The sequence below is a fragment of the Sphingopyxis sp. genome (genome assembly GCF_050916055.1).
Lineage (GTDB): Bacteria > Pseudomonadota > Alphaproteobacteria > Sphingomonadales > Sphingomonadaceae > Sphingopyxis.
In genome coordinates, this window is record NZ_CP051527.1 from 2,987,359 (window position 1) to 3,010,966 (window position 23,608).

Annotated in this window: 21 protein-coding genes; 16 read left to right on the forward strand and 5 right to left on the reverse strand. The window is 66.7% G+C overall.

The window, feature by feature from the left end; genetic code table 11:
- Window positions 1–42: 42 nt before the first annotated feature.
- Window positions 43–2,721: a phosphoenolpyruvate carboxylase gene (gene ppc, locus HEQ22_RS14530; RefSeq protein WP_432768559.1), complete on the forward strand. Its 2,679-nt coding sequence runs from the start codon at window positions 43–45 to the stop codon at window positions 2,719–2,721.
- Window positions 2,722–2,834: 113 nt separating this feature from the next.
- Here ppc and HEQ22_RS14535 read toward each other — a convergent pair whose 3' ends face one another.
- From HEQ22_RS14535 to HEQ22_RS14550, 4 genes are all read right to left on the reverse strand, one after another.
- Window positions 2,835–3,350 (reverse strand): hypothetical protein, encoded by a 516-nt coding sequence (locus tag HEQ22_RS14535; RefSeq protein ID WP_432768560.1) that lies wholly within the window; start codon window positions 3,348–3,350, stop codon window positions 2,835–2,837.
- Between the two features lie 157 nt (window positions 3,351–3,507).
- Window positions 3,508–4,311 carry an SDR family oxidoreductase gene (locus HEQ22_RS14540; RefSeq protein ID WP_432768561.1) on the reverse strand — a complete coding sequence of 268 codons (804 nt, stop codon included), beginning with the start codon at window positions 4,309–4,311 and terminating at the stop codon, window positions 3,508–3,510.
- A gap of 154 nt (window positions 4,312–4,465) precedes the next feature.
- Complete coding sequence (locus tag HEQ22_RS14545) at window positions 4,466–5,584, reverse strand: acyl-CoA dehydrogenase family protein (RefSeq protein WP_432768562.1); 1,119 nt, start codon at window positions 5,582–5,584, stop codon at window positions 4,466–4,468.
- 152 nt (window positions 5,585–5,736) lie between these two features.
- On the reverse strand, window positions 5,737–6,918 hold the full coding sequence (locus tag HEQ22_RS14550) for an acyl-CoA dehydrogenase family protein (RefSeq protein WP_432768563.1): 1,182 nt from the start codon (window positions 6,916–6,918) through the stop codon (window positions 5,737–5,739).
- Window positions 6,919–7,088: 170 nt separating this feature from the next.
- On the opposite strand from HEQ22_RS14550, the gene HEQ22_RS14555 reads away from it, so the two are divergent.
- From HEQ22_RS14555 to HEQ22_RS14605, 11 genes are all read left to right on the forward strand, one after another.
- The gene (locus HEQ22_RS14555; RefSeq protein ID WP_432768564.1) at window positions 7,089–7,946 is read left to right on the forward strand and encodes an SDR family NAD(P)-dependent oxidoreductase; all 858 of its coding nucleotides are present in this window, start codon (window positions 7,089–7,091) and stop codon (window positions 7,944–7,946) included.
- Window positions 7,943–9,412, forward strand: a complete 1,470-nt coding sequence (locus tag HEQ22_RS14560; protein ID WP_432768565.1) for an MFS transporter — start codon at window positions 7,943–7,945, stop codon at window positions 9,410–9,412. Before HEQ22_RS14555 ends, HEQ22_RS14560 begins: the two co-directional genes overlap by 4 nt.
- A gap of 113 nt (window positions 9,413–9,525) precedes the next feature.
- Complete coding sequence (locus HEQ22_RS14565; RefSeq protein WP_432768566.1) at window positions 9,526–10,815, forward strand: acyl-CoA dehydrogenase family protein; 1,290 nt, start codon at window positions 9,526–9,528, stop codon at window positions 10,813–10,815.
- Window positions 10,816–10,931: 116 nt separating this feature from the next.
- The gene (locus HEQ22_RS14570; RefSeq protein ID WP_432768567.1) at window positions 10,932–12,023 is read left to right on the forward strand and encodes a Zn-dependent alcohol dehydrogenase; all 1,092 of its coding nucleotides are present in this window, start codon (window positions 10,932–10,934) and stop codon (window positions 12,021–12,023) included.
- A gap of 115 nt (window positions 12,024–12,138) precedes the next feature.
- Entirely contained in the window at window positions 12,139–13,206 is a 1,068-nt protein-coding gene (locus HEQ22_RS14575; protein ID WP_432768568.1) for a phosphotransferase family protein, read from the forward strand.
- Window positions 13,203–13,979, forward strand: a complete 777-nt coding sequence (locus HEQ22_RS14580; RefSeq protein WP_432768569.1) for an SDR family NAD(P)-dependent oxidoreductase — start codon at window positions 13,203–13,205, stop codon at window positions 13,977–13,979. The genes HEQ22_RS14575 and HEQ22_RS14580 overlap by 4 nt, the downstream gene beginning before the upstream one ends.
- Entirely contained in the window at window positions 13,979–14,782 is an 804-nt protein-coding gene (locus HEQ22_RS14585; protein ID WP_432770889.1) for an SDR family NAD(P)-dependent oxidoreductase, read from the forward strand. The genes HEQ22_RS14580 and HEQ22_RS14585 overlap by 1 nt, the downstream gene beginning before the upstream one ends.
- Before the next feature lie 11 nt (window positions 14,783–14,793).
- On the forward strand, window positions 14,794–15,741 hold the full coding sequence (locus tag HEQ22_RS14590; RefSeq protein WP_432768570.1) for an aldo/keto reductase family protein: 948 nt from the start codon (window positions 14,794–14,796) through the stop codon (window positions 15,739–15,741).
- On the forward strand, window positions 15,738–16,970 hold the full coding sequence (locus HEQ22_RS14595) for a serine hydrolase domain-containing protein (protein WP_432768571.1): 1,233 nt from the start codon (window positions 15,738–15,740) through the stop codon (window positions 16,968–16,970). Before HEQ22_RS14590 ends, HEQ22_RS14595 begins: the two co-directional genes overlap by 4 nt.
- Before the next feature lie 110 nt (window positions 16,971–17,080).
- The gene (locus HEQ22_RS14600) at window positions 17,081–19,114 is read left to right on the forward strand and encodes a 3-hydroxyacyl-CoA dehydrogenase NAD-binding domain-containing protein (RefSeq protein WP_432768572.1); all 2,034 of its coding nucleotides are present in this window, start codon (window positions 17,081–17,083) and stop codon (window positions 19,112–19,114) included.
- Between the two features lie 144 nt (window positions 19,115–19,258).
- Window positions 19,259–19,495 carry a hypothetical protein gene (locus HEQ22_RS14605; RefSeq protein ID WP_432768573.1) on the forward strand — a complete coding sequence of 79 codons (237 nt, stop codon included), beginning with the start codon at window positions 19,259–19,261 and terminating at the stop codon, window positions 19,493–19,495.
- Window positions 19,496–19,517: 22 nt separating this feature from the next.
- Here the strand turns inward: HEQ22_RS14605 and HEQ22_RS14610 are convergent, their stop codons facing one another.
- Window positions 19,518–20,033 (reverse strand): DUF4402 domain-containing protein, encoded by a 516-nt coding sequence (locus HEQ22_RS14610; protein ID WP_432768574.1) that lies wholly within the window; start codon window positions 20,031–20,033, stop codon window positions 19,518–19,520.
- Between the two features lie 107 nt (window positions 20,034–20,140).
- On the opposite strand from HEQ22_RS14610, the gene HEQ22_RS14615 reads away from it, so the two are divergent.
- From HEQ22_RS14615 to msrB, 4 genes are all read left to right on the forward strand, one after another.
- The gene (locus HEQ22_RS14615) at window positions 20,141–21,223 is read left to right on the forward strand and encodes a type III polyketide synthase (protein WP_432768575.1); all 1,083 of its coding nucleotides are present in this window, start codon (window positions 20,141–20,143) and stop codon (window positions 21,221–21,223) included.
- 51 nt (window positions 21,224–21,274) lie between these two features.
- Window positions 21,275–21,940: a methyltransferase domain-containing protein gene (locus tag HEQ22_RS14620; protein WP_432770890.1), complete on the forward strand. Its 666-nt coding sequence runs from the start codon at window positions 21,275–21,277 to the stop codon at window positions 21,938–21,940.
- The gene (locus HEQ22_RS14625; protein WP_432768576.1) at window positions 21,937–23,034 is read left to right on the forward strand and encodes an NAD(P)/FAD-dependent oxidoreductase; all 1,098 of its coding nucleotides are present in this window, start codon (window positions 21,937–21,939) and stop codon (window positions 23,032–23,034) included. The genes HEQ22_RS14620 and HEQ22_RS14625 overlap by 4 nt, the downstream gene beginning before the upstream one ends.
- 95 nt (window positions 23,035–23,129) lie before the next feature.
- The gene (gene msrB / locus HEQ22_RS14630; RefSeq protein WP_432768577.1) at window positions 23,130–23,549 is read left to right on the forward strand and encodes a peptide-methionine (R)-S-oxide reductase MsrB; all 420 of its coding nucleotides are present in this window, start codon (window positions 23,130–23,132) and stop codon (window positions 23,547–23,549) included.
- The last annotated feature ends 59 nt before the right edge of the window (window positions 23,550–23,608 follow it).

Genomic DNA, 23,608 nt, shown 5'->3' on the forward strand with positions numbered 1-23,608 from the left:
GCGCCGCTTGACCCCGCGCCTTCGCAGGTGCAGCAAATAGCCATGGGGCCGCCGATCCAGATCTCGCAAAATCCCGACATCCGCTATCTCGGGCGGATCCTGGGCGACGTCATTCGCGCCTATGGCGGCGACAAATTGTTTCGGCAGACCGAATATATCCGCTCGGTCAGCGTCGACCGGCACCGCGGGATCGCGGGGGCCGAGGCGATCGATCCGGGGCTCGATGCGCTGAGTCTCGACGATACGGTCGCCTTCGTGCGCGGGTTCATGCTGTTTTCGATGCTCGCCAACCTGGCCGAGGACCGGCAGGGGGTCGCCGCCGAGCCCGAGGCGACGGTCGCAGCGGCGATCGACAAGCTGAAGGCCGACGGCATCGATAGCGACGCGATCGCGGCGCTGCTGAGCGCATCGCTCGTCGCGCCAGTGCTGACCGCGCATCCGACCGAGGTCCGGCGCAAGTCGATGCTCGACCACAAGAACCGTATCGCCGAGCTGATGCTGCTGCGCGACAGCGGCGCCGACGAGACGGCAGAGGGCGACGGCGTCGAGGATGCGATCCGGCGGCAGATCGTGCTGCTGTGGCAGACGCGGCCGCTGCGCATGGAAAAGCTGTTCGTCGCCGACGAGATCGACAATGCGCTGACCTATTTGCGCGACGTGTTCTTGCCCGTGGTGCCGAAGCTTTATGCGCGCTGGGAAGCCGAGCTGGGGCAGCGTCCCGCGAGCTTCCTGCGCGTCGGCAGCTGGATCGGCGGCGACCGCGACGGTAATCCGTTCGTCACTGCCGAGACGATGGTCATGGCCACGGGGCGCAACGCCGCGGCGGTGTTGGGGCATTATATCGACGCGGTGCATGGACTGGGCGCCGAGCTGTCGGTGTCGGCGAGCCTCGCTGCCGTGCCGGAAGCGGTCGAGGCGCTGGCCGAGGCGAGCGGCGACGCGGCGCCGAGCCGCCGCGACGAGCCCTATCGCCGGGCGCTGTCGGGCATTTATGCACGGCTTTGCGCGACCTATACGCAGATTGTCGGCAAGGCGCCGCCGCGACCTTCGGCGCTGAAGGGTGACGCTTACGCGACCCCCGCCAATTTCCGCCGCGATCTTGTCACCATCGCCAACGGGCTGTCGGCGAATAGCCAAGGCCAGTTCGGCGGGATCGGTGCGCTAGGACGGTTGATCCGCGCCGTCGAGGTTTTCGGATTCCACCTCGCGACGCTCGACATGCGGCAGAACAGCGCGGTGCATGAGCGGGTGCTCGCCGAGCTGCTCAAGGTGTCGGGGGTGTGCGCCGACTATCTGGCGCTGGACGAGGACGCGCGCGTCGCGCTGCTCACCGCCGAGCTCGCCAGCGACCGCCCGCTTGCCGCACCGTGGCACGCGTGGAGCGAGGAGACCGCGGGCGAGCTCGCGATCGTCCATGCCGCCGCCGATGTCCGCGCGCGGCTGGGCGGACAGGCGATCTGCCAGTGGATCATCAGCATGGCACAGGAGCTGTCCGACCTGCTCGAAGTCCATGTCCTCGCGCGTGAGGCGGGACTGTGGCGGAGCGGCGAAGCGGCGGGTGCGAGCAATCTCATGGTCGTGCCGCTGTTCGAGACGATCGCCGATCTCGACAAGGCGCCCGCGATCATGGCGCGCTATTTCGCGATGCCCGAGATCGGGCCGCAGATCGGCCAGCGCGGGCATCAGGAAGTGATGATCGGCTATTCGGATTCGAACAAGGATGGCGGGTATCTGACCTCGACCTGGGGATTGCATCAGGCGTCGCAGGCGCTGACCCCGGTGTTCGAGGAGGCCGACACCGCGATGCAATTGTTCCACGGCCGCGGCGGCGCGGTCGGGCGCGGCGGCGGCAGCGCCTTTGCCGCGATCCGCGCCCAGCCCGCGGGCACGGTGCAGGGACGCATCCGGATCACCGAACAGGGCGAGGTGATCGCGGCGAAATATGGCACCGCGGCAAGCGCGGCGACCAACCTGGAAGCGATGGTGTCGGCGAGCCTGCTCGCGAGCCTTGAACCCGAGGCGCTGAGCGACAAGGACGCGGCGCGCTTTACCGCAGCGATGGACGCGGTGTCGGACCGCGCCTTCGCCGCCTATCGCGGGCTGGTGTACGACACGCCGGCGTTCAAGGATTTCTTTCGCGCGATGACGCCGATCGCCGAGATCGCGACGCTCAAGATCGGATCGCGGCCGTCGAGCAGGACCAAGAGCAGCGCGATCGAGGATCTGCGCGCAATCCCGTGGGTGTTCAGCTGGGCGCAGGCGCGCGCGATGCTGCCAGGCTGGTACGGGACGGGCGAGGGTTTCGCGGCGTTTCAGGACAAGGCTTTGCTCGCGGACATGGCGCAGGGCTGGCCGTTTTTTGCGGCGCTGCTCGGCAATATGGAGATGGTGCTGGCGAAATCGGACATGGGGATTGCGGCGCGCTATGCCGCGCTGGCCAGCCATGTCGAGGGGCAGGACGCGATCTTCGGACGGATCAAGGACGGCTGGAACCGCGCGCACGACGGGCTGCTCGCGATCACCGGGCAGACGCGATTGCTCGACAAGAACCCGGCGCTCGAGGCGTCAATCCGGCTGCGCCTGCCCTATATCGAGCCGCTGAACCTGCTGCAGATCGAGCTGATGAAGCGCCACCGCGCCGGGGAGACCGATCCGCGGATTGCCGAGGGGATCCAGCTGACGATCAATGCGATTGCGACGGCATTGCGGAATAGCGGGTAGCGAATAGCCACCCACGTCCCGTTTGTGTCGAGCGAAGTCGAGACACACTTTCGCGGCGTTGACGTGTCTCGACTTCGCTCGACACGAACGGCGGTGGGTGCTGGGCTGAGGCGTCAGCTCTTCGTAATCACCACTTCGCCCTTGGCGTTGGCGCCGTCGGGGGCGAAGTCGATGCGGAAATTGGATCCGTCCTTGTCCTTGCCCGCCAGCACATCGCCGGTGCGGGTTACGGTCACGCCCTTTTTGGCGAACTCGCCCGCCATCCATTCGGCGGCTTTGGCCGGCGCGGCGGGCGTGGTGAAGCCGAGTTTCACCACCGCCCGGTCGGCGCCCTCGGTATCGTTGGCGTCGATATTGACCGTGGTCACCTTGCTGCCGGGATAGAGCGGCACCCCGTCGATGTCGAAATCGCTTTCGATATCGAGGTCGACGAAATCGGGGATGTCGATGTCGATCGCGGCACCGTCGCCGCCGATCCGGATGTTGCCGCCGTCCTTGCCGGCCTTGATCCGCACCCCGCCCTGATTGTCGCCGGCGTTTATCGAAACTTCGGTGGCGTCCTTGGCTTTCTCGTCCGACCCGCAGGCGGCGAGGAGCATCATCGGGGGGATCAGGAAGGCGAGGCGCATGGGGGGTCTCCTTGGTGCATTAGTTGCATAATACACCAAGGAGACAGAGAGTCAATTTCCCTGCATCGTCATGCCGGACTTGATCCGGCATCCATTCCGCCAGCGCGGTTGTGGACCCCGGATCAAGTCCGGGGTGACGATGAGAGAGAAGATAGCGTTACGCGTCGATGCTCGTCTTCACATCGCCGTGCACGAGCCCGCCGTCGACGGTGATCGTGTCGCCGACGACATAGTCGCCCGCCTTCGAGGCAAGGAAGATCGCGGCGCCGGCCATATCCTCGGGAACGCCGATGCGCTTCGTCGGGATGCTCTTGGCCACCGCATCGCCATGATCACGCGCGGCCTTGTTCATGTCCGACTGGAAGGCGCCGGGGGCGATCGCGGTGACGAGGATGTGGTCCTGCACCAGTCGCGCCGCCATGCGCTTGGTCAGATAGAGGATCGCGGCTTTCGAGGCATGATAGCTGTAGGTTTCCCACGGGTTGAGGCGCATGCCGTCGATCGAACCGATGTTGATGACCTTCGCCGGCCGTTCGTGGGTGCCGCCGGCCTTGAGCAGCCCGTGCAGCGCCTGGGTGAGGAAGAAGGGCGATTTGACGTTGATGTCCATCACCTTGTCCCAGCCCGCCTCGGGGAAGCCCTCGAAGGGTTCGCCCCATGCCGCGCCGGCGTTGTTGACGAGGATGTCGAGACGTTCCTCGCGCGCTTCGAGCTCCTTGGCGAGCGCGCGGCAGCCCTCGACGGTCGCGAGGTCGACGGGAAGCCCGATGACCTTGCCGGGATAGCGCGTTTCGAAGTCGGCGACGGCTTCCTCGATCTGCGCGGTCTTGCGCGCCGAGATGTACACGCGGGCGCAGCCCGCGGCGAGATAGCCCTCGACGATCATCTTGCCGATGCCGCGCGAGCCGCCGGTGACGAGCGCGATGCGGCCGTCGAGGCCGAACATGTCCTGGAGGTTCATAAGCTGGGCTCCTTAAAGCCCCTCCCCTTCAGGGGAGGGGTTGGGGTGGGGGCTCGCGGCGTGGCGCAAGGCCTCTGGCCCCCACCCGCTGCGACTAAGCCAGCAAGCTGGCAAGTCTCGCTGCCCTCCCCTGAAGGGGAGGGCGTAGTCAAAATCAGTACCCGTTCATCCGGGCGACCTGGTCGATGTGGTAGTGCACATCGCCCATAAACTCCGCCAAAGCGCGGTCGCGTTTCATGTAGAGGCCGATGTCATATTCGTCGGTCATGCCGATGCCGCCGTGCATCTGGACGCCTTCGCGGACCGCGAGGTTCGCGGCGCGGCCGGCCTTGGCTTTCGCGACCGAGACCATCAGCTTGGCGCCTTCGTTGCCCTCGTCGAGGAGCTGCTGCGCCTTCATCACCGTGGCGCGCGCGACTTCGAGTTCGCCGTAGAGATGCGCGGCGCGGTGCTGGAGGCCCTGAAACTCGCCAATGAGTTTCCCGAATTGCTTGCGTTCCTTGAGATAGGTGACGGTCATGTCCATCGCGCCCTGCCCGACACCGACCATTTCGGCGGCGGCGCCGGTGCGGGTGGCGGCGAGCAGCGCGTCAAGGATCTCGCCGCCCGCATCGACTTCGCCGATCACCGCGTCGGCATCGACCTCGACGCCGTCGAGGGTGACATGGCTGGCGAGGCTGGAATCGACGAGGCGGCGCGGGTCGGCGGTCAGGCCTTTTGCGTCCTTCGGCACCGCGAACAGGGTGATGCCGCCGTCGGTCTTGGCCGCGACGATGCTCATGTCGGCGACATGGCCGTGGAGGACGAAGCTCTTCTTGCCGTCGAGCCGGAAGCCGTTCCCGGCGCGCGTCGCGGTGGTCGCGATGCGGTCGGGGCGGTGCTTGGCGCCTTCGTCGATCGCGAGTGCGACGATCGCCTCTCCGCTGGCGATCGCGGGGAGCCAGCGGCCCGCCTGGGTGCCGCCGGCCTTCGCCAGCGCGGCAACCGCGCCGACGCTGGTCGACAGGAACGGCGACGGGGTCAGGTTGCGGCCGATTTCCTCGAGCACGATGCCCGCCTCCATATGCCCCATGCCGAGCCCGCCATGCGCCTCGGGAACGAGCATACCGGGCAGGCCCATTTCGGTGAACTGCGCCCACAGGTCGCGTGAGAATCCGGTGGCGTCAGCAGAGTCGCGCAGTTTGCGCAGGTGCGACACCGGGGCCTGTTCGGCGACGAAGGGCGCGACGCTGTCCTTGAGCATCGCCTGGTCGTCATTGTGATAGAGTGGCATGTCTGGTCTCTCCTAAGCCCTCCCCTTCAGGGGAGGGGTTGGGGTGGGGTCTGTTGGGTTGGCGCAAGGCCGATGGACCCCACCCGCTGCGACTAGGCAGCAAGCTGCCAAGTCTCGCTGCCTTCCCCTGAAGGGGAGGGCGTATTCTTGTTCTACGCCCCCGGCAAATCCAGGATCCGCTTGGCGATGACGTTGAGCATCACTTCGCTCGTGCCGCCTTCGATCGAATTGGCTTTGGTGCGCAGCCAGCCGCGGGCGCGGGCGCCGCCTTTCGTCTCTTCGCTGTCCCATTCGAGCGCCTCGCTGCCGCCGCCCGACATGACGAGTTCGTGGCGGCGCTTGTTGAGTTCGGTGCCGACATATTTCATCATGTTCGAGCTGGCCGGATGCGCGCGGCCGGTCTTCCACATGTCCATGAAACGTTCGCCCATCGCGCGGTACGCAAAGACATCGACGTCGAACGCCGCCATTTCGGCGCGCAGGATCGGGTCGTCGAGTTCGCCGGCGGCATTCTTGCCGAACGCCTTTGCGAAAGCGCCGCCGATGCTGACCATGTCGCCGCCCGCGCCGCCGCCCGAGATCATCTCACGTTCGTGGCCGAGCAGATATTTGGCGACGTCCCAGCCGCGGTTGATCTCGCCGATATATTGCGTCTTCGGCACTTCGACATCGTCGAAGAAGGTTTCGCAGAAGGGCGAGTTGCCGCTGATCAGCAGGATCGGCTTGGTCGTGACACCCTTGCTCGCCATGTCGAAGAGCATGAAGGTGATGCCCTGATATTTGTTCGCCTTGTCGGTGCGGACGAGGCAGAAAATCCAGTCGGCCTGATCGGCATAGCTGGTCCAGATTTTCGAGCCGTTGACGACCCAATGATCGCCCTTGTCCTCGCCGAAGGTCTGCAAGCTGACGAGGTCGCTGCCCGAGCCGGGTTCGCTATAGCCCTGGCACCAGCGGATTTCGCCGCGCGCGATCGGGTTCAGATACTGGACCTTCTGTTCCTCGGTGCCGAATTGCAGCAGCGCGGGGCCGAGCATCCAGATGCCGAAGCTGTCGAGCGGCGAGCGCGCATGAATGCGCTTCATTTCCTGTTTGAAAATCTTGGTCTGTTCGGGGGTCAGCCCGGCGCCGCCATAAGCCTTGGGCCAGTCGGGGACGGTATAGCCCTTCGCCGCACAGGCTTCGAGCCACGCTTTCTGGGCGTCGTTCTTGAACACCCAGTTCCGCCCGCCCCAGCAGACGTCGCCTTCCTCGCGGACGGGTTCGCGCATTTCGGGGGGACAATTGGCTTCCAGCCAGGCGCGCACTTCGGCGCGGAAAGCGTCAAGATCGCTCATCGCAAAGGCTCCTCTTCCGGGGCGCAAACTAAGGCCAGTCGCTTGCTTTACGCAAGCGTCAACTTGGGCGCCCCGCCCTGCCGTTACGGCGCCGTAGCGTCGGACAGGCCAGCGTTGACGCGTCACCGTTGGCGCCTAAGCTAAGTGGCAAAAGAAAACGGGAGAGCAAAATGCGATTCGCAGGCAAGGTCGCCGTCGTCACCGGCGCGGCATCGGGTATCGGCAAGGCCACGGTGCTGAAACTGGCGGGCGAAGGCGCGCATGTGTTCGCGGCCGACATCGACGAAGCGGGCGGCCGCGCGCTGGCCGAACAGTCGAACGGCCAGATCGATTTCGTCCGCTGCGACGTGACGCAGCCGTCGGACATCGAGGCGTTGATGAACGAAGCCGCGGCGAAGAGCGGCGGCATCGACATCGTGTTCAACAACGCCGCGGCGGGCGGCGACCGCGCCCCGATCGACGAGATTACCCCCGAAGGCTGGGACCGCACGATGGACCTGGTGCTGAAATCGGTGGCGATGGGAATCCGCTATGCGGCGCCGCATATGAAGGACCGCAAGGGCGCGTCGATCATCAACACCGCGAGCGTCGCTTCGCTGGGGGCGGGTTATTCGCCGATCGCCTATGCCGTCGCCAAGGCGGGTGTGCTCCACCTGTCCAAGGTCGCGGCGACCGACCTTGCGCGCTACGGCATTCGCGTCAATGCGATCTGCCCCGGCTTTATCAACACCAACATCTTCACCGCCTCGCTCGACGTGCCCGACGCGATGAAGGGCGAGGCCAATGCGATCATCGCCGGAATGAGCGCGCAGGCGCAGCCGGTGGCGCGCGGCGGCCAGCCCGACGACATCGCCAATGCCGTCGCGTTCCTGGCGAGCGACGAATCCTCGTTCATGACCGGCACCCACCTGCTGGTCGACGGCGGGCTGACGATCGGCCAGCGCCACGCGTGGGACCCCGAATCGCCGGGCATGTTCGACGCGCTGGTGGCGATGGAGGAAGCGGCGAAGGCCGGGGCGGCGGCGTGAACGTCACGTCCGCGACGGCAGCCGCGGTGCCGCCCCCCGAACGGCTGCCCGTCCGGTTGAAGGTGATGCACGGCCTCGGCAGCATCGCTTACGGGGTCAAGGACAACGGCTTTTCGACCTTCCTGCTGCTGTTCTACAATCAGGTCATCGGCATCGACGCCGGCATCGTTGGCGCCGCGATCATGATGGCGCTGATCGCCGACGCGTTCGTCGACCCGGTGATCGGCGAGCTTACCGACCGCACGCGCAGCCGCTGGGGCCGCCGCCTGCCCTGGCTCTATATCGCCCCCATCCCGCTCGCGATCGCGTGGATGCTGCTGTGGTCGCCGCCCCCGATGAGCGACACGATGACGGTCGCGTGGCTGATCGGCTTTGCGATCATCGTACGCTCGCTGGTGTCGTGTTGCGAAGTGCCGTCGGTGGCGATCGTCCCCGAACTGACCGCCGATTACGACGAGCGCACCGCGGTGATGCGCTTTCGCTTTCTGTTCGGCTGGGGCGGCGGATTGCTGATCCTGCTGCTGGCCTACGGGGTGTTTTTCGGCGGTGCGAAGGGGCTCGTCGATCCCGACGGCTATTTCCCCTACGCGCTGGCCGGGGCGCTGATGATGGCAGGCACGGTCCTGATGTCGGCCGCCGGTCAGCATAAACGGATCGCCGTATCGAACCTGGCCGATGTGAAGCCGGTGATGACGTTGCGGCAGATTTTGGGCGAGATGCGCGACACCTTGTCGAACCGCGCTTTTCTGTGGCTGATTTTCGCGGCGCTGTTCGGCTTCGTCAATCAGGGCATCACCTTTTCGATGAACAATTATCTGCTCGGTTTTTTCTGGCAGTTCACGCAGGGCGAGATGGTCGCTTATGTGTTCCTGTTGTTCGCGTCGATGATCGCCGCCTTCATTATCGTCGCACCGCTGTCCAAGAAGTTCGGCAAGCGCGACGGGGCGATCATCGCGGGCGCGATCGCGCTGCTGGTCAACAGCGGTATCTATTTTGCGTGGATCCAGGGCGTCTTCCCCGGCCTGCCCGGCAAGCCGAGCGTCGCGACGATGTTTGCGCTGGTCTTTGTCAGCAACAGCTTTTCGATCGTGCTGATGATCCTGTCATCGTCGATGATGGCCGACGTGGTCGAAGCGTCGCAGAGCGAAACCGGTCGCCGGTCCGAAGGCCTGTTCTTTGCCGGATATTTCTTCATGCAGAAATGCGCGACCGGGGTCGGCATTTTTCTCGCCGGGCTGATCCTGTCCATTGCCGCTTTTCCGGCGGGCGCCAAACCGGGCGAGGTCGGCGATGCGGTGCTGGGCAATCTGGCGCTGGGCTATGCGCTGGCGGTGCTCGTCATCGGGACGATGGGCCTGTTCGTCATGCGCAAATTCCCGATCTCGCGCGCCGACCATGACGCCAGGCTGGCGCTGCTGGGCGATGCCGCGCGCGCCGATCCCGACGCGGCGGGCGTTCATCCGTAACGGAAAATGTCGGCGTGCGACGATATGGGGTAATAATCGGCCCGCAGGGGTTGGCAAAGCGGGCCGAATCGGTCCAAGGGCTTACGCGAACGTAAACGGAAAGGAAGCATCGCATGGATTTCGACCTCACCGAGCGGCAGCAGCACTGGCAGGGCCGCGTGCGCGAGTTCATCGAGCGCAAGGTCCGCCCCGCGGTGCCGACCTATTATGAACAGGACGCGGCGGGCGACCGCTGGAAAGTCATCCAGGTCGTCGAGGATCTGAAGGCCGAGGCGAAGGCCGCGGGCATCTGGAACCTGTTCATGCCGCCGCGCAGCGCCGCGCATCACCATGTCGACGAGACCTTCGAGTTCGAAGGCCCCGGGCTCACCAACCTGGAATATGCGCTGTGCGCCGAGGAAATGGGCCGCGTCGGTTTCGCGAGCGAGGTGTTCAACTGCTCGGCGCCCGACACCGGCAACATGGAAGTGTTCCATCGTTACGGCACCCGCGCGCAGAAGGAAAAATATCTCGGCCCGCTGATGAACGGCGAGATTCGCTCGGCGTTTCTGATGACCGAACCCGCGGTCGCATCGTCCGACGCGACGAATATCGAGACGCGGATCGAGCGCGACGGCGGCGACTATGTGATCAACGGCACCAAATGGTGGTCGTCGGGCGCCGGCGATCCGCGCTGCAACGTCGCGATCGTGATGGGCAAGACCGATTTCGGCGCCAAGCGCCACGCGCAGCAATCGATGCTGGTCGTGCCGCTCGACGCTGCCGGGGTGAACATCAAGCGCCACCTGCCCGTCTTCGGGTATGACGACGCGCCGCACGGCCATATGGAAATCGAACTGACCGACGTGCGCGTCAACGCCGAAGAGGCGATGCTGCTGGGCGAGGGGCGCGGCTTCGAGATCGCGCAAGGGCGCCTCGGGCCGGGGCGCATCCACCATTGCATGCGCACGATCGGCGTCGCCGAGGAAGCGATTGCGAAAATGGCGAAGCGGTTGCAGTCGCGCGTCGCCTTTGGCCGCAAGGTCGCCGAATACAGCATCTGGGAGCATCGCATCGCGCGCGCCCGCATCGATATCGAGATGACGCGCCTGCTGTGCCTGAAGGCGGCCGACATGATGGACAAGGTCGGCAACAAGGCCGCCGCGGCGGAGATCGCGATGATCAAGGTGCAGGCGCCGAACATGGCGCTGAAGATCATCGACGATGCGATCCAGGCGCATGGCGCCGGCGGCGTGTCCGAGGATTTCGGGCTGGCGAAGGCCTATGCGCACCAGCGCACCCTGCGCATCGCCGACGGTCCCGACGAGGTCCACGAGCGTGCGGTCGCGCGGATCGAATTCGCCAAGCACAGCGAAGCGAGCGAGCCGGGCTTTTCGTCGGGCGACATCGGGGTTTCGCGTTAACGAGCAATGACCCGTTCGCCCTGAGCCTGTCGAAGGGCCGTTCTTGTCTTTGACGACCGAAGAAGAAAGAACGGTGCTTCGACAAGCTCAGCACGAACGGCTTTGAGGGAAGCATTATGACCAAAGCCGCGATCCTGATCGAGCCGGGCCAGCCGCTGTCGATCGAAACGGTGCAGATCGCCGACTGCGGCCCGCACGAGGTGCGCATCCGCACCGCCGCGTGCGGGCTGTGCCATTCGGACCTCCACTTCATTGACGGCGCCTATCCGCACCCGCTGCCTGCGATCCCCGGCCATGAGGCGGCGGGGATCGTCGAGGCGGTCGGCAGCGAAGTGCGCACGGTCAAGGTCGGCGACGCGGTCGTCACCTGCCTGTCGGCGTTCTGCGGCCACTGCGAATTTTGCGTTTCGGGCCGCATGTCGCTGTGCATGGGCGGCGATACGCGGCGCCCTGCCGGTGCCGCGCCGCGGATCACGCGCCCCGACGGCAGCATGGTCAACCAGATGCTGAACCTCAGCGCCTTTGCCGAGACGATGCTGGTCCACGAACATGCCTGCGTCGCGATCGACCCCGACATGCCGCTCGACCGCGCCGCGGTGATCGGCTGTGCGGTGACCACCGGCGCGGGGACGATCTTCAACGCGTGCAAGGTGACCCCGGGCGAGACCGTCGTCGTCGTCGGTTGCGGCGGCGTCGGCCTGGCGACGATCAACGCCGCGAAGATCGCGGGCGCGGGGCGGATCATCGCCGCCGACCCGGTCCCCGAAAAGCGCGCGCTGGCGATGAAGCTGGGCGCGACCGACGTCGTCGACGCGATGGACGGCGATGCAGCAAAACAGATCCTCGAGATCAGCAAGGGCGGCGTCGACCATGCGATCGAAGCGGTCGGACGCCCCGCCTCTGCGAGCCTCGCGGTCGCGTCGCTGCGCCGCGGCGGCACCGCGACGATCCTGGGCATGATGCCGCTGACCGAAAAGGTCGGGCTCAGCGCCATGGATCTGCTGTCGGGCAAGAAATTGCAGGGCGCGATCATGGGCGGCAACCGCTTCCCGGTCGACATCCCGCGGCTCGTCGATTTTTACCTGCGCGGCCTGCTCGACCTCGACTCGATCGTCGCCGAGACGATTCCGCTCGAAAAGATCAACGACGGGTTCGACAAGATGAAGAAAGGCGATGCCGCGCGGTCGGTGATCGTTTTCGATCAATGATGGCTATTCTATCTCCGTTCGTCCTGAGCTTGTCGAAGGACCGTTCTTCCTTTCAACGTCCAATGAAAAGGACAGCCCTTCGACAAGCTCAGGGCAAACGGAGGGAGAGAGTTCAATGACCCTCGACGCACAAAAGGCCTTCAGCGGCACCGTCGCACCCGAAGGCGCCGACATCCTCGACGAGGCGAAGCTGACCGAGTGGATGGAAGCGAATGTCGAGGGATTCGAAGGGCCGCTGACCCAGCATAAATTCGCCGGCGGCCAGTCGAACCCGACCTATAAAATCTCCGCGCCGTCGGGCAATTATGTCCTGCGCCGCAAGCCTTATGGCCCGCTGCTGCCGTCGGCGCATGCGGTCGACCGCGAGTATAAGGTGCAGGCGGGACTCCACAAAATGGGCTTTCCCGTCGCGCGCCAATATGGCCTGTGCACCGACGACAGCGTCACCGGCAGCTGGTTCTATGTCATGGGGATGGTCGATGGCCACACGATCTGGGACGGCGCGATGCCGGGATCGACCCCCGAAAACCGCCGCGCGACCTATGACGCGATGATCGACACGCTTGCCGCGCTGCACGCGGTCGATGTCGAGGCGGCAGGCCTGTCCGATTTCGGCAAGCCCGGCAATTATTTCGGCCGCCAGGTCGATCGCTGGACCAAGCAGTACCGCCTCGCCGAGACCGAGACGATGGACGAGATGGAACAGCTGATCGCCTTCCTGCCCGCCAGCTTGCCCGAACAGACGCGCACGTCGGTGGTCCATGGCGATTACCGCATCGACAATATGATCTTTGCGAAAGACCGGCCCGAAGTGCTCGCGGTCCTCGACTGGGAATTGTCGACATTGGGCGATCCGCTCGCCGATTTCACCTATGTCGCGATGGCATGGGTGACCGAAAATGGCGGGCGGTCGGGAGTCATGGACCTCGACCGCAAGGCGCTCGGCATCCCCGAGCTCGACGAGATGGTCGAGCGTTATTGCGCCGCCACCGACCGGACCGGGGTGCCCGACATGAACTGGTATTTCGCCTATAATTTCTTCCGCCTCGCCGGGATCATCCAAGGGATCAAGAAACGGGTGATCGAGGGCACCGCCTCGTCGCAGCACGCCAAGGACATGTCCGAACGCGTCCGCCCGCTCGCCGAACGGGCGTGGGACTTTGCTAAAAAGGCCGGCGCATGAGCCTGTTCGACATGAGCGGCCAGGTCGCGCTGATCACCGGATCGTCGCGCGGCATCGGCCGGGCGACCGCCGAGGCGATGGCCGAACAAGGCGCGAAGGTCGTGATTTCGAGCCGCAAGCAGGACGCCTGCGACAGCGCCGCGGCCGAGATCAACGCGAAGTTCGGCGACGGCACCGCGATTGCGGTCGCCGCCAACATCTCGTCGAAGGACGATTTGCAGAACCTCGTCAACGAAACCCGCGCCGCGTTCGGCAAGATCAGCGCGCTGGTCTGCAACGCCGCGTCGAACCCTTATTACGGCCCCGGCCTCGGCATCGCCGACGCGCAGTTCCGCAAGATCATGGACAATAATATCCTGTCCAACCACTGGCTGATTGCGATGGTCGCGCCCGAAATGCTCGAGCGCGGTGAAGGGTCGATCACCATCGTCAGCTCGATCGGCGGACTGAAAGGATCGCCGATCATCGGCGCCTATTGCATTTCCAAGGCCGCCGACATGCAGATGGCGCGCAATTTTTCGGTCGAGTTCGGGCCGCAGGGGGTGCGCGTCAATTGCGTCGCGCCGGGGCTGATCCGCACCGACATGGCGCGCGCTTTGTGGGAAAATCCCGAAAATCTGAAACGATCGACCGCGGCGTCGACGCTGAAGCGGATCGGCGAGCCGCACGAGATCGCCGGCGCGGTGGTCTTCCTCGCCAGCAAGGCGGGGGCCTTTACAACCGGCCAGACCATCGTGTGCGATGGCGGAGCCACGATTTCGGGAGGCGCATGATGGGCGCATTGGACGGCAAGATTGCGATCATTACCGGCGCCGGTTCGGGCATCGGTCGCGCAAGCGCGCTGCGTTTCGCCGCCGAGGGCGCCAAGCTGGTGCTCGGTGACAAGACCGCGGCGGTGCATGAAACGGCGCAGCTGGTGAAGGACGCGGGCGGCGAGGCGGTGGCACTCGAAATCGACGCAGGCGTCGAAGCCGATGTCGCGAAGCTCGTCGCGACCGCGAAGGACAGCTATGGCGGGCTCGATGTCGCCTTCGCCAATGCCGGGATCATCGGCGACATAGGCGGCATCTTCGATTTCGACCCCGCCGCCTGGGCGGAGACGTTGCGCGTCAATCTAATCGGCCCCGCGCTGATGGTGAAACATGCGGGCAAGGCGATGGTCGATCAGGGCCGCGGCGGCGCGATCGTGCTCACCGCGAGCGTCGCGGGGATCAACTCGGGCGCCGGTCCGGGCGCCTATTCGGCATCGAAGGCGGGGGTGATCAACCTGGCCAAGACCGCGGCGCAGCAGCTGACCACCAGCGGCGTGCGCGTCAACGCGATCTGCCCCGGCCTGACCGAGACCGGGATGACCAAACCGACATTCGATTATGCCAAGGCGAAGGAAGTGACGCACAAGCTCGGCCAGCTCAACCCGCTCAAGCGCGCGGCGCAGCCCGAGGAACTGGCCAATGTCGCGCTGTTCCTCGCCAGCGATCAGGCGAGCTATGTCAACGGCCAGGCGATCGCGGTCGACGGTGGCCTTACCAGCTCGCATCCGGTAACCCGCCAATTGCTCGGACAGACCTCGCACTGAAAGGCGAACGCATGCAATATCGCGACCTTGGCGACAGCGGCATCCGCGTTTCGGAAATCTGCCTCGGCAGCTGGCTGACCTATGGAGTCGGGGTCGACGACAGCGCCGGGCGCGCCTGCCTCGACGCGGCGTTCGACGTCGGGATCGACTTCATCGACACCGCCAACGTCTATGGCCGCGGCGCCGCCGAAGAATTTCTCGGCCGCGCGCTGGCGGGCCGGAAACGCGATTCCTATGTGCTGGCGACCAAGGTCTTCTTTCCGATGTCGGACCGGAACAAGGGGCTGAGCCGCGCCCAGATCGCAAAGCAGATCGACGCCAGCCTGACGCGGCTGCAGACGGACTATGTCGACCTGTATCAATGCCATCGCTACGACCCCGACACCCCGCTCGAGGAAACGATGGAGGCGCTGTCCGACGTCGTGCGCAGCGGCAAGGCGCGCGCGATCGGCTTTTCCGAATGGGCGCCCGAACAGATCGAGGCGGCGCTGGCCCTGTGCCCGCCCAACGTCAAATTCGTGTCGAGCCAGCCGCAGTACAGCCTGCTCTATCGCCGTCCCGAGGCCAAGGTGATCCCGGTCAGCATGGGACACGGCATCGGCCAGATCGTCTGGTCGCCGCTCGCGATGGGCGTGCTCAGCGGCAAATATCTGCCCGGCACCCCGCCCCCCGACGGCAGCCGCGCGACGAGCGAGGACCAGCATTTCATGGAACGCTATCTCGCCGAGGACGTGCTCGAGGCGGTGCAGCAACTGCGCCCGCTGGCCGGCGAGGCGGGGTGCAGCATGGCGCAGCTGGCGATCGCCTGGCTGCTCGCGCAGCCCGGCATGACCAGCGTCATCGTCGGCGCGAGCCGCCCCGAGCAGGTCCGCGACAATGCCGCCGCGAGCGGCCTCGACATCGACCCGGCGCTGCTGAACAAGGCCGCCGCCATCCTCGAAGGAGTACGCCTGTCATGATGCACGGCCGCAGCGGAAACGCGGAAGCGTCAGCGGGCATGTCGCGGACGCGGCTCGACCGCATCCCCGCCTTCCTCGCCGCCAAATATGTCGATACCGGACGGCTGCCGCACGCCGCGACGCTCGTGTCGCGGCGCGGCGAGATCGTCCACCAATCGCTCATCGGCGAGGCGCGGCCCGGCGAAGCGCTGAAGGACGATGCGATCTTTCGTATCGCCAGCATGACCAAGCCGATCACCAGCATCGCCTTCATGATGCTGGTCGAAGAGGGCAAGGTGGCGCTGAGCGATCCGCTGGTGAAGTTCTGCCCCGAGTTCAAGGATACCGGGGTGTTCGTCGCCGGCGGCGGCAATGTCCCGTTCCTGACCCGCCCGCCGACGCAGCCGATCCGTATGGTCGATCTGCTCCGCCACACGGCGGGGCTGACCTATGGCTTTCAGGAGCGCACCCCGGTCGACGCCGCGTACCGGAAAATGCGGATCGACGATTTCGACGCCGATTACACGATGGACAGTTTCATCGCCGACCTGGCGAAAATCCCGCTCCAGTTCGATCCCGGCGCGCACTGGAATTATTCGATGGCGACCGACGTGCTCGGCGCGGTGATCGAGCGCATCGAGGGCAAGCCGTTCGCGCACGTGTTGCAGGAGCGCCTCTTTGGCCCGCTCGCCATGGTCGATACCGGGTTCAAGGTGCCCGCCGACCAGCAGCACCGCCTGACCGACTGCTATGCCTTTCACCCCACCGAGAAGATGAAGCCGTTCGACAGCGGCGACAAGAGCCGCTGGGCGAAGGATCGCAGCTTCCATTCGGGCGGCGGCGGGCTCGTCTCGACGCTCGCCGACTATCACCGCTTCTGCCTGATGCTGCTCGGCGGCGGCGCGCTGGAAGGCACGCGCATCGTCAGCCGCAAGACGCTCGACCTGATGACCGCGAACCACCTCGTCGGCGGCGGCGACCTGGTCGAGCACAGCGTCGGCATTTTTTCGGAGGCCGAAAATGCCGGGGTCGGTTTCGGACTCGGCTTTGCGGTCAACGAAAGCCCGGCGCAGACGATGACCCCCGGATCGGTCGGCGACTATTATTGGGGCGGCATGTTCTCGACCGGCTTCTTCGTCGATCCAGTCGAAGAGATTTGCATGGTGTTCATGACTCAGCTGATGCCCTCCTCCACCTATCCCGTGCGGCGCGAGGTGAAGACGCTCGTCCACGCCGCGATCGACGATTGAATTTGAAACCACCTCCGTTTGTGTCGAGCGACGTCGAGACACGCCGAGCGCCGCGCTAGACGCTTCTCGACTTCGCTCGAAGCGAACGGAATCACTTTAAGGAGCCTGAAATGTCCGAAGAAACCCCCGTGTCCGTCACGATGGAAAAGGACGGCGAAATCGCCGTCATCATCGTCAACAACCCGCCGGTCAACGCGCTGAGCTGGCACGTCCGGCAGGGCCTCGAAGACAATTTCGCCGCCGCGCTTGGTGACGACAGCGTCAAGGCGATCGTGCTGCGCTGCGCCGGCGGCACTTTCATCGCGGGCGCCGACATCAGCGAATTCGGCAAGCCGCCGCGCGGTCCCGATTTCAACGCGGTGCTCAACAGCATTGAAGCGGCAACCAAGCCTGTGGTCGCGGCGATCCACGGCACCGCGCTCGGCGGCGGGCTCGAAACCGCGCTCGTCTGCCATTACCGTATCGCGGTGCCGTCGGCCAAGCTCGGCGTGCCCGAAGTGAAGCTCGGCCTGCTGCCCGGCGCGGGCGGCACCCAGCGCCTGCCGCGCGTCGTCGGCGTCGAAGCCGCGGCGACGATGACCTCGACCGGCGACCCGCTGCCCGCCGCCAAGGCGAAGGAGCTCGGCCTGGTCGACGAACTCGCGGGCGAGGACAGCCTGGCCGCCGACGCCATCGCCTTTGCGCACGCCAAGATCGCCGACGGTCCGCGCCCGACGCGCGAACGCCCGGTGTTCGGCGATGTTGCCGTCATCGAGAAGCTGAAGACCGCCAACGCCAAGCGCTGGCGCGGGTTCGAGGCGCCTTATGCCAACCTCGCCTGCGTCGAGGCGGCGACGCGGCTGCCGTTCGAGGAAGGCCTCGCCTTCGAGCGCGAACAGTTCATGAAGCTGATGTTCGGCAGTCAGTCGGCGGCGCAGCGCCACATCTTCTTCGCCGAACGCCAGGCCGCCAAAATCGACGGCCTGCCCAAGGACACCCAGCTACGCGACGTGAAGAAGGTTGGCATCATCGGCGCCGGCACGATGGGCGGCGGCATCATGATGAACTTTCTGCAAAAGGGCATCCCGTGCACGATCGTCGAAATGCAGCAGGACGCGCTCGACCGCGGGCTGGGCGTCGTGCGCAAGAATTACGACGCCTCCGCCGCCAAGGGCCGGTTCAAGCCCGAACAGGTCGAGTCGATGATGGGGCTGATCACCCCGTCGCTTGAGCTCGACGCGCTTGCCGACTGCGACCTGATCATCGAGGCGGTCTATGAGAATATGGACGTCAAGAAGGACATCTTCGGCAAGCTCGACACAATTGCAAAGCCCGGCGCGATCTTGGCGTCGAACACCAGCTACCTCGACGTCGACGAGATCGCGACCGCGACCAGCCGCCCCGGCGACGTGCTGGGCATGCATTTCTTCTCGCCCGCCAATGTCATGAAGCTGCTCGAGGTCGTGCGCGGCGACAAGACCGCGCCCGACGCGCTGGCGACGGCGATGGCGATCGGCAAGAAGATCGGCAAGGTCGCGGTGGTTGCCGGCGTCTGCGACGGCTTCATCGGCAACCGGATGCTGAAACCCCGCCAGCTGGAAGCGATGAAGCTGTTGATGGAAGGCGCGACGCCGGCGCAGGTCGACAAGGTCCATGTCGAATTCGGAATGCCGATGGGGCCGTTCCAGATGAGCGACCTCGCCGGGGTCGACATCGGCTGGCACCGCGACCCCAACCGCATCGAAAGCATCCGCGACGCGCTCGCCGCCGAGGGCCGCTGGGGCCAGAAGAAGCAGGCGGGCTTCTATGACTATGACGAAAAGCGCACGCCTAGCGAAAGCCCGCGGGTCGCCGAGATCATCGAGGAATTCCGCGCCAAGTCGGGCGTCGAAAAGCGCGACATCACCGATCAGGAGATCATCGAGCGCACCCTGTACCCGATGGTCAACGAAGGCGCGCTGATCCTGTCCGAAGGCAAGGCGCAGCGCGCGAGCGACATCGATGTCGTGTGGATCTATGGCTATGGCTGGCCGGTCTATCGCGGCGGCCCGATGTTCTGGGCCGGGCTGGAAGGCACCGACAAAATTGTCGCAGCGCTGGAAAAGCACGGCTTCGACGTGGCGCCGCTGCTGAAGGAAAAAGCCGAGGCGAAGAGCGGCTTCTAAACCGCCGTCCGGCAGGAAACGCGAGGCCGTCTGTCCCGATGCGGGGCAGGCGGCCTTTGCTTTGCCGCGACGCGGTAATCATGGTGGCCAAAAAGCTGCGATTCAGGGTTAAGATGCTGGCAGGACCTGCCGTTAGGGCAGAGCATGAATGCCATGTCCCTCGTCGCCGCCCTGATCCTTGCCGCCAGCGCCCCCGCGGCCGCGCCGGCCCCGTCGCAGCCGGCGTCGGCGGTAGCGGTCGCGCGCGCGCGGATCGTGGCGCCGGCCGAAATACGCCGCGTCGATGGCCGCATCGAAGTGCGGTCGGGCACGAGGGACGCACCGCTGGCGGTGCATCGCGGCGAACGGCGCGATGGCGGCGATACCGCCGACTTCTATTGACGCGGGCGATCGGCCGCCGCGGCTATTGATATTCGACCGTGACCGGAATCCGCCCACGATAGTCGCCGTCGTCGAGCCCGGCGATCTGGAGGCGGCCGCCGAAACGGAAGACCAGCCGGCCGTCGGGGCCGAGGCGCGGGTCTGGCGACAGGTCGGTGACAAGGCCGGCGACGCGCGCGCTGCGGCCATGACCGCTTTCCAGATCGACCGTTGCGGGCAGCATGACGCGCACCGCGGCGCCGGGTTCGCCGCGCACCGTGACCACCCCCGTCAGCGCAAAACCGCCGAGATCGACGACGTCGCCGCGCAGGCGGCGCGCGCCCGAGCGCGGGTCGATCTCGACCTCGCCGCCCATGGCACCGACTGCGACGCGGCCCATGTCGAGCTGGGTTTCGACCTCGACGCGCAGCGGCGTCGCGGTGGTGCGCGCCGATACGCTGCTCGCGCCCGCATCGGGGGCGCAGAGCAGGCACTGCGCCGCCGCCGGCGAACCGGCGAGCGCCAGCACGAAACCAAGGAAAAGACGCAGTTTCACCATTACGGCGATAGCCGGGTCATGGTTAAGCTGAGGTAAAGCCGCTGGGGCGTCAGGGTGGCGGCCCTAATCCGCTGGCCACCCACCGGCTTTTCCTTCAAACGGACGCCATGACCATGCCCCCGCCGTCCCCCCGGCTGAACGCCCTCGCCACCGCGGTGCCGGGCCACGACATCCACCAGGCGTTCATCGACTGGGCGGTGCCGCGCCTTGCCGACGAGCGCGTCCGCGCGGTCTTTGCGCGAATGGCGGCGCGGTCGGGAATTGCGCATCGCTGGTCGGTGCTGCCCCCCACATCGGATGGCGGCTCGCCCGTCGCGGCGGGCGGATTCTACGACGTCGCCGGCCTGCCCCCCACCTCGGCGCGCATGGCAGCCTATGCCGACCATGCCCCGGCGCTTGCAATGGCGGCGATCGACCGGCTCGGCGCCGCGTGCGACCCGGCGCGGGTCACCCATATCGTCGTCGCAAGCTGCACCGGTTTCGTCGCGCCCGGCATCGACCAGATCATCGCCGAGCGGCTGGGCCTGTCGCCTGCTGTCGAGCGGGTGCTGATCGGCTTCATGGGCTGCTACGCCGGGATCACCGCACTGCGCACCGCGAGGCACATCGTCCGCTCCGAACCCGGCGCGGTGGTGCTGGTGGTCAGCGTCGAGCTGTCGACCCTGCACCTCCAGCTCGCCGATCAGCCCGAGCCGCTGCTCGCGATGCTGCAGTTCAGCGACGGCGCCGCGGTGGGGATCGTCTCGGCCGACCCCATCGGCCTGACGCTCGGCGAAGGGATCAGCCTCGCGCTGCCCGGCAGCGCCGACCTGATCCGCTGGGACATCGGCGACACCGGCTTTGCGATGCAATTGTCGGGCGAGGTGCCCGGCCGGCTGCGCGAGGCGCTGGCCGATCCTGCGGTGCGCGCGCGGCTGTTCGGCGCGGGCGATCCCCCCGCATTGCTCGCGGTCCACGCCGGCGGGCGCTCGGTGCTCGACGCGGTCGAACAGGCGCTCGCGGTCGCCCCCGAGGCACTCGCCGACAGCCGCGCGGTGCTGGCACAGTTCGGCAACATGTCGTCGGCAACGATCCTGTTCGTGCTCGCCGAGATGATGGCACGTGGCGCGAGTGGCGACGGCGTCGCCATCGCGTTCGGCCCCGGCCTCGCCGCCGAAGCGATCCGCTTCACCGCCCCCGAGGCCCCATAGACGGTGACCCCCTTCGCCAGCCTGCGCACGCCGATCGCGGCCGAGGAGGAGATGGACGCCGCCGACCTGTCGCCGGAGCGCTATGCCAGGGTGCTCGCCGACCTGTCGCGGATCAACGCGCTGACGCTGGCAGCGCGGCCGACGCTCGGCTTTCTGGACCGGGTTCGGGCGCGCGGGGGCGCGGCGCGGGCGTGGCGGATCCTGGATGTCGGTTTCGGCAGCGGCGACATGCTGGGGCGGATCGCGCGCTGGGGCGCGGCACGCGGCGTCGCGCTCGACCTGGTCGGGGTCGACCTCAACCCCAAGAGCGCGGCGGTCGCGGCGGCGCGGCTGGGCGACCGGGCAAAGCTGGTCACCGGCGATTATCGCGATCTCGCCGGGCAGGAGTGGGACATCGTCCTCTCCAGCTTGGTCACCCATCATATGACAGCCGCCGAACGCCACGAATTTCTGCGCTTCATGGACGGCAAAAGCGCGCGCGGCTGGCTGGTCAACGACCTCCACCGCCACCGCCTGCCGTTCGCCGGCTATCCGCTGCTCGCGACCCTCGCGCTGGTCGACCCGATCGTGCGGCGCGACGGTCAATTGTCGGTCGGGCGCAGCTTTCGCCCGCACGAGTGGCGCGCCATGCTGGCCGACGCGCTGCCCTACAGCGCCGGCGCGTGCCGCATTTTTCGCAGCTTTCCCTGGCGGCTGTGCGTCGAGCGGGTCCGGTGAGCGGCGCCGAGGCGATCGTTATCGGCGCCGGGCCGGCGGGCGCAGCGGCGGCGGTGCGGCTCGCGCGCCGCGGTGCTGCGGTGCTGTTGCTCGAGCGGACGCGCGAGACCGGCGACGCGCTGTGCGGCGGGTTCCTGAGCTGGCAGACGCTCGCGCGGCTTGACGCGCTTGGGATCGGCGCCGCGACGCTCGGCGGGCAAGTGGTGCGCCGCGTGCGGCTGTTCGCCGGACGGCAGACCAGCGAAACCACTTTGCCCGACGCGGCGATGGGGGTGTCGCGCCGCCGGCTCGACACGCTGTTGCAGGCGGCGGCGGTCGCCGAGGGGGCGGGGTTCGAGCGCGGCGTGCACGCGACCGCGCTGGCCGACGGCGGCATCGAGACGCGCGACGGCGCGGTGCTGCGCGCGCCCGCACGCTTTCTTGCCGCGGGCAAGCACGGCTTTCGCGGGCTGCCGCGCGACGCTGCGAAGTGGCAGCAGGCCGACCCGGTGATGGGGCTGCGGCTGCGTTTGCCGTCGGGCGCGGCGCTGGACCGGCTGGTCGGCGACGCCGTCGAGCTGCACCTGTTCGACCGCGGCTATGCCGGGCTGGTGCGGCAGGAGGATGGCAGCGCGAACCTTTGCCTCGCGGTTCATAAGTCGCGGCTCGACGAAGCCGGTGGCGCGCCCGAAGCGCTGCTGCGCGCGCTCGGCGACACACATCCCCGGCTTGGCGAACGGTTCGCCCACGCCGACTGGCGCCAAACCATCGATGCCATCGGGCATGTCCCCTATGGCTGGCGCACCGATATTGCGCCGCCCGGGCTGTTCCGGCTCGGCGATCAGGCCGGGGTGATCCCGAGCCTCGCGGGCGAGGGCATGGGGGTGGCGCTGGCGAGCGCCGAAGCCGCGGTGACGGCGTGGCAGCGCGGGGGCCCCGCGGCCGCGTCCGCTTTTCAGGCGCAGCTCGCGGCGCGGATGCGCCGGCCCTTTGCGATCGCCAACCTGGTCTGGCGGCTGGGCGAAGCGCCGGCGAGCGCCGCGGCGCTGGTCGGCCTGGCGCGGGCGTTTCCCGCCGCGACGCGGCTGGTGTCGCGCGGCACCCGGATGAACTGAGACCGCGAGGGCTTGCAGCACCGCCGCTTCGGACCGATATTGTGGACAAACCGGCGCCGCCCGCTTTTCGCGTAGCGCCCCAAGGAGCATCACCGATGACCGATCCCGAAACCGACCGCGAACGCGACAGCCAACTCGATCCGATGGCGCACCACGTCCTGCGCGAAGGCGGCACCGAGCGCGCCTTCACCGGCAAATATACCGATCACAAGGGCGACGGCATGTATCGCTGCGCCGGGTGCGGCGCGCCGCTGTTCGACAGCCGGACCAAATATGACAGCGGGTCGGGTTGGCCGAGCTACACCGCGCCCGCCGAGGGCGGTGCGGTCGCCGAACTGACCGATACCAGCCACGGCATGGTGCGCACCGAGGTGCGCTGTGCGAAGTGCGAAGGTCATCTGGGCCATGTCTTTCCCGACGGGCCGGGCCCCGAGGGGCTGCGCTATTGCATCAACAGCGCGGCGCTTGACTTCGCCGAGCGCGCGCCGGATGACACGGGCACCGACAAGGGCTGACATCGGCCCTGAGCGGGCTGACGCGTACAGGGGCGCAGCGAGGGAAGGAATACACAGTT

What these genes read in the sequence shown, in the direction of transcription:
- ppc (WP_432768559.1), top strand. Translation starts at nt 43, where the DNA reads ATGGGGCCGCCGATCCAGATCTCGCAAAATCCCGACATCCGCTATCTC.
- HEQ22_RS14535 (WP_432768560.1), bottom strand. Translation starts at nt 3,350, where the DNA reads ATGCGCCTCGCCTTCCTGATCCCCCCGATGATGCTCCTCGCCGCCTGC.
- HEQ22_RS14540 (WP_432768561.1), bottom strand. Translation starts at nt 4,311, where the DNA reads ATGAACCTCCAGGACATGTTCGGCCTCGACGGCCGCATCGCGCTCGTC.
- HEQ22_RS14545 (WP_432768562.1), bottom strand. Translation starts at nt 5,584, where the DNA reads ATGCCACTCTATCACAATGACGACCAGGCGATGCTCAAGGACAGCGTC.
- HEQ22_RS14550 (WP_432768563.1), bottom strand. Translation starts at nt 6,918, where the DNA reads ATGAGCGATCTTGACGCTTTCCGCGCCGAAGTGCGCGCCTGGCTGGAA.
- HEQ22_RS14555 (WP_432768564.1), top strand. Translation starts at nt 7,089, where the DNA reads ATGCGATTCGCAGGCAAGGTCGCCGTCGTCACCGGCGCGGCATCGGGT.
- HEQ22_RS14565 (WP_432768566.1), top strand. Translation starts at nt 9,526, where the DNA reads ATGGATTTCGACCTCACCGAGCGGCAGCAGCACTGGCAGGGCCGCGTG.
- HEQ22_RS14570 (WP_432768567.1), top strand. Translation starts at nt 10,932, where the DNA reads ATGACCAAAGCCGCGATCCTGATCGAGCCGGGCCAGCCGCTGTCGATC.
- HEQ22_RS14575 (WP_432768568.1), top strand. Translation starts at nt 12,139, where the DNA reads ATGACCCTCGACGCACAAAAGGCCTTCAGCGGCACCGTCGCACCCGAA.
- HEQ22_RS14580 (WP_432768569.1), top strand. Translation starts at nt 13,203, where the DNA reads ATGAGCCTGTTCGACATGAGCGGCCAGGTCGCGCTGATCACCGGATCG.
- HEQ22_RS14585 (WP_432770889.1), top strand. Translation starts at nt 13,979, where the DNA reads ATGGGCGCATTGGACGGCAAGATTGCGATCATTACCGGCGCCGGTTCG.
- HEQ22_RS14590 (WP_432768570.1), top strand. Translation starts at nt 14,794, where the DNA reads ATGCAATATCGCGACCTTGGCGACAGCGGCATCCGCGTTTCGGAAATC.
- HEQ22_RS14595 (WP_432768571.1), top strand. Translation starts at nt 15,738, where the DNA reads ATGATGCACGGCCGCAGCGGAAACGCGGAAGCGTCAGCGGGCATGTCG.
- HEQ22_RS14600 (WP_432768572.1), top strand. Translation starts at nt 17,081, where the DNA reads ATGTCCGAAGAAACCCCCGTGTCCGTCACGATGGAAAAGGACGGCGAA.
- HEQ22_RS14605 (WP_432768573.1), top strand. Translation starts at nt 19,259, where the DNA reads ATGAATGCCATGTCCCTCGTCGCCGCCCTGATCCTTGCCGCCAGCGCC.
- HEQ22_RS14610 (WP_432768574.1), bottom strand. Translation starts at nt 20,033, where the DNA reads ATGGTGAAACTGCGTCTTTTCCTTGGTTTCGTGCTGGCGCTCGCCGGT.
- HEQ22_RS14615 (WP_432768575.1), top strand. Translation starts at nt 20,141, where the DNA reads ATGACCATGCCCCCGCCGTCCCCCCGGCTGAACGCCCTCGCCACCGCG.
- HEQ22_RS14620 (WP_432770890.1), top strand. Translation starts at nt 21,275, where the DNA reads ATGGACGCCGCCGACCTGTCGCCGGAGCGCTATGCCAGGGTGCTCGCC.
- msrB (WP_432768577.1), top strand. Translation starts at nt 23,130, where the DNA reads ATGACCGATCCCGAAACCGACCGCGAACGCGACAGCCAACTCGATCCG.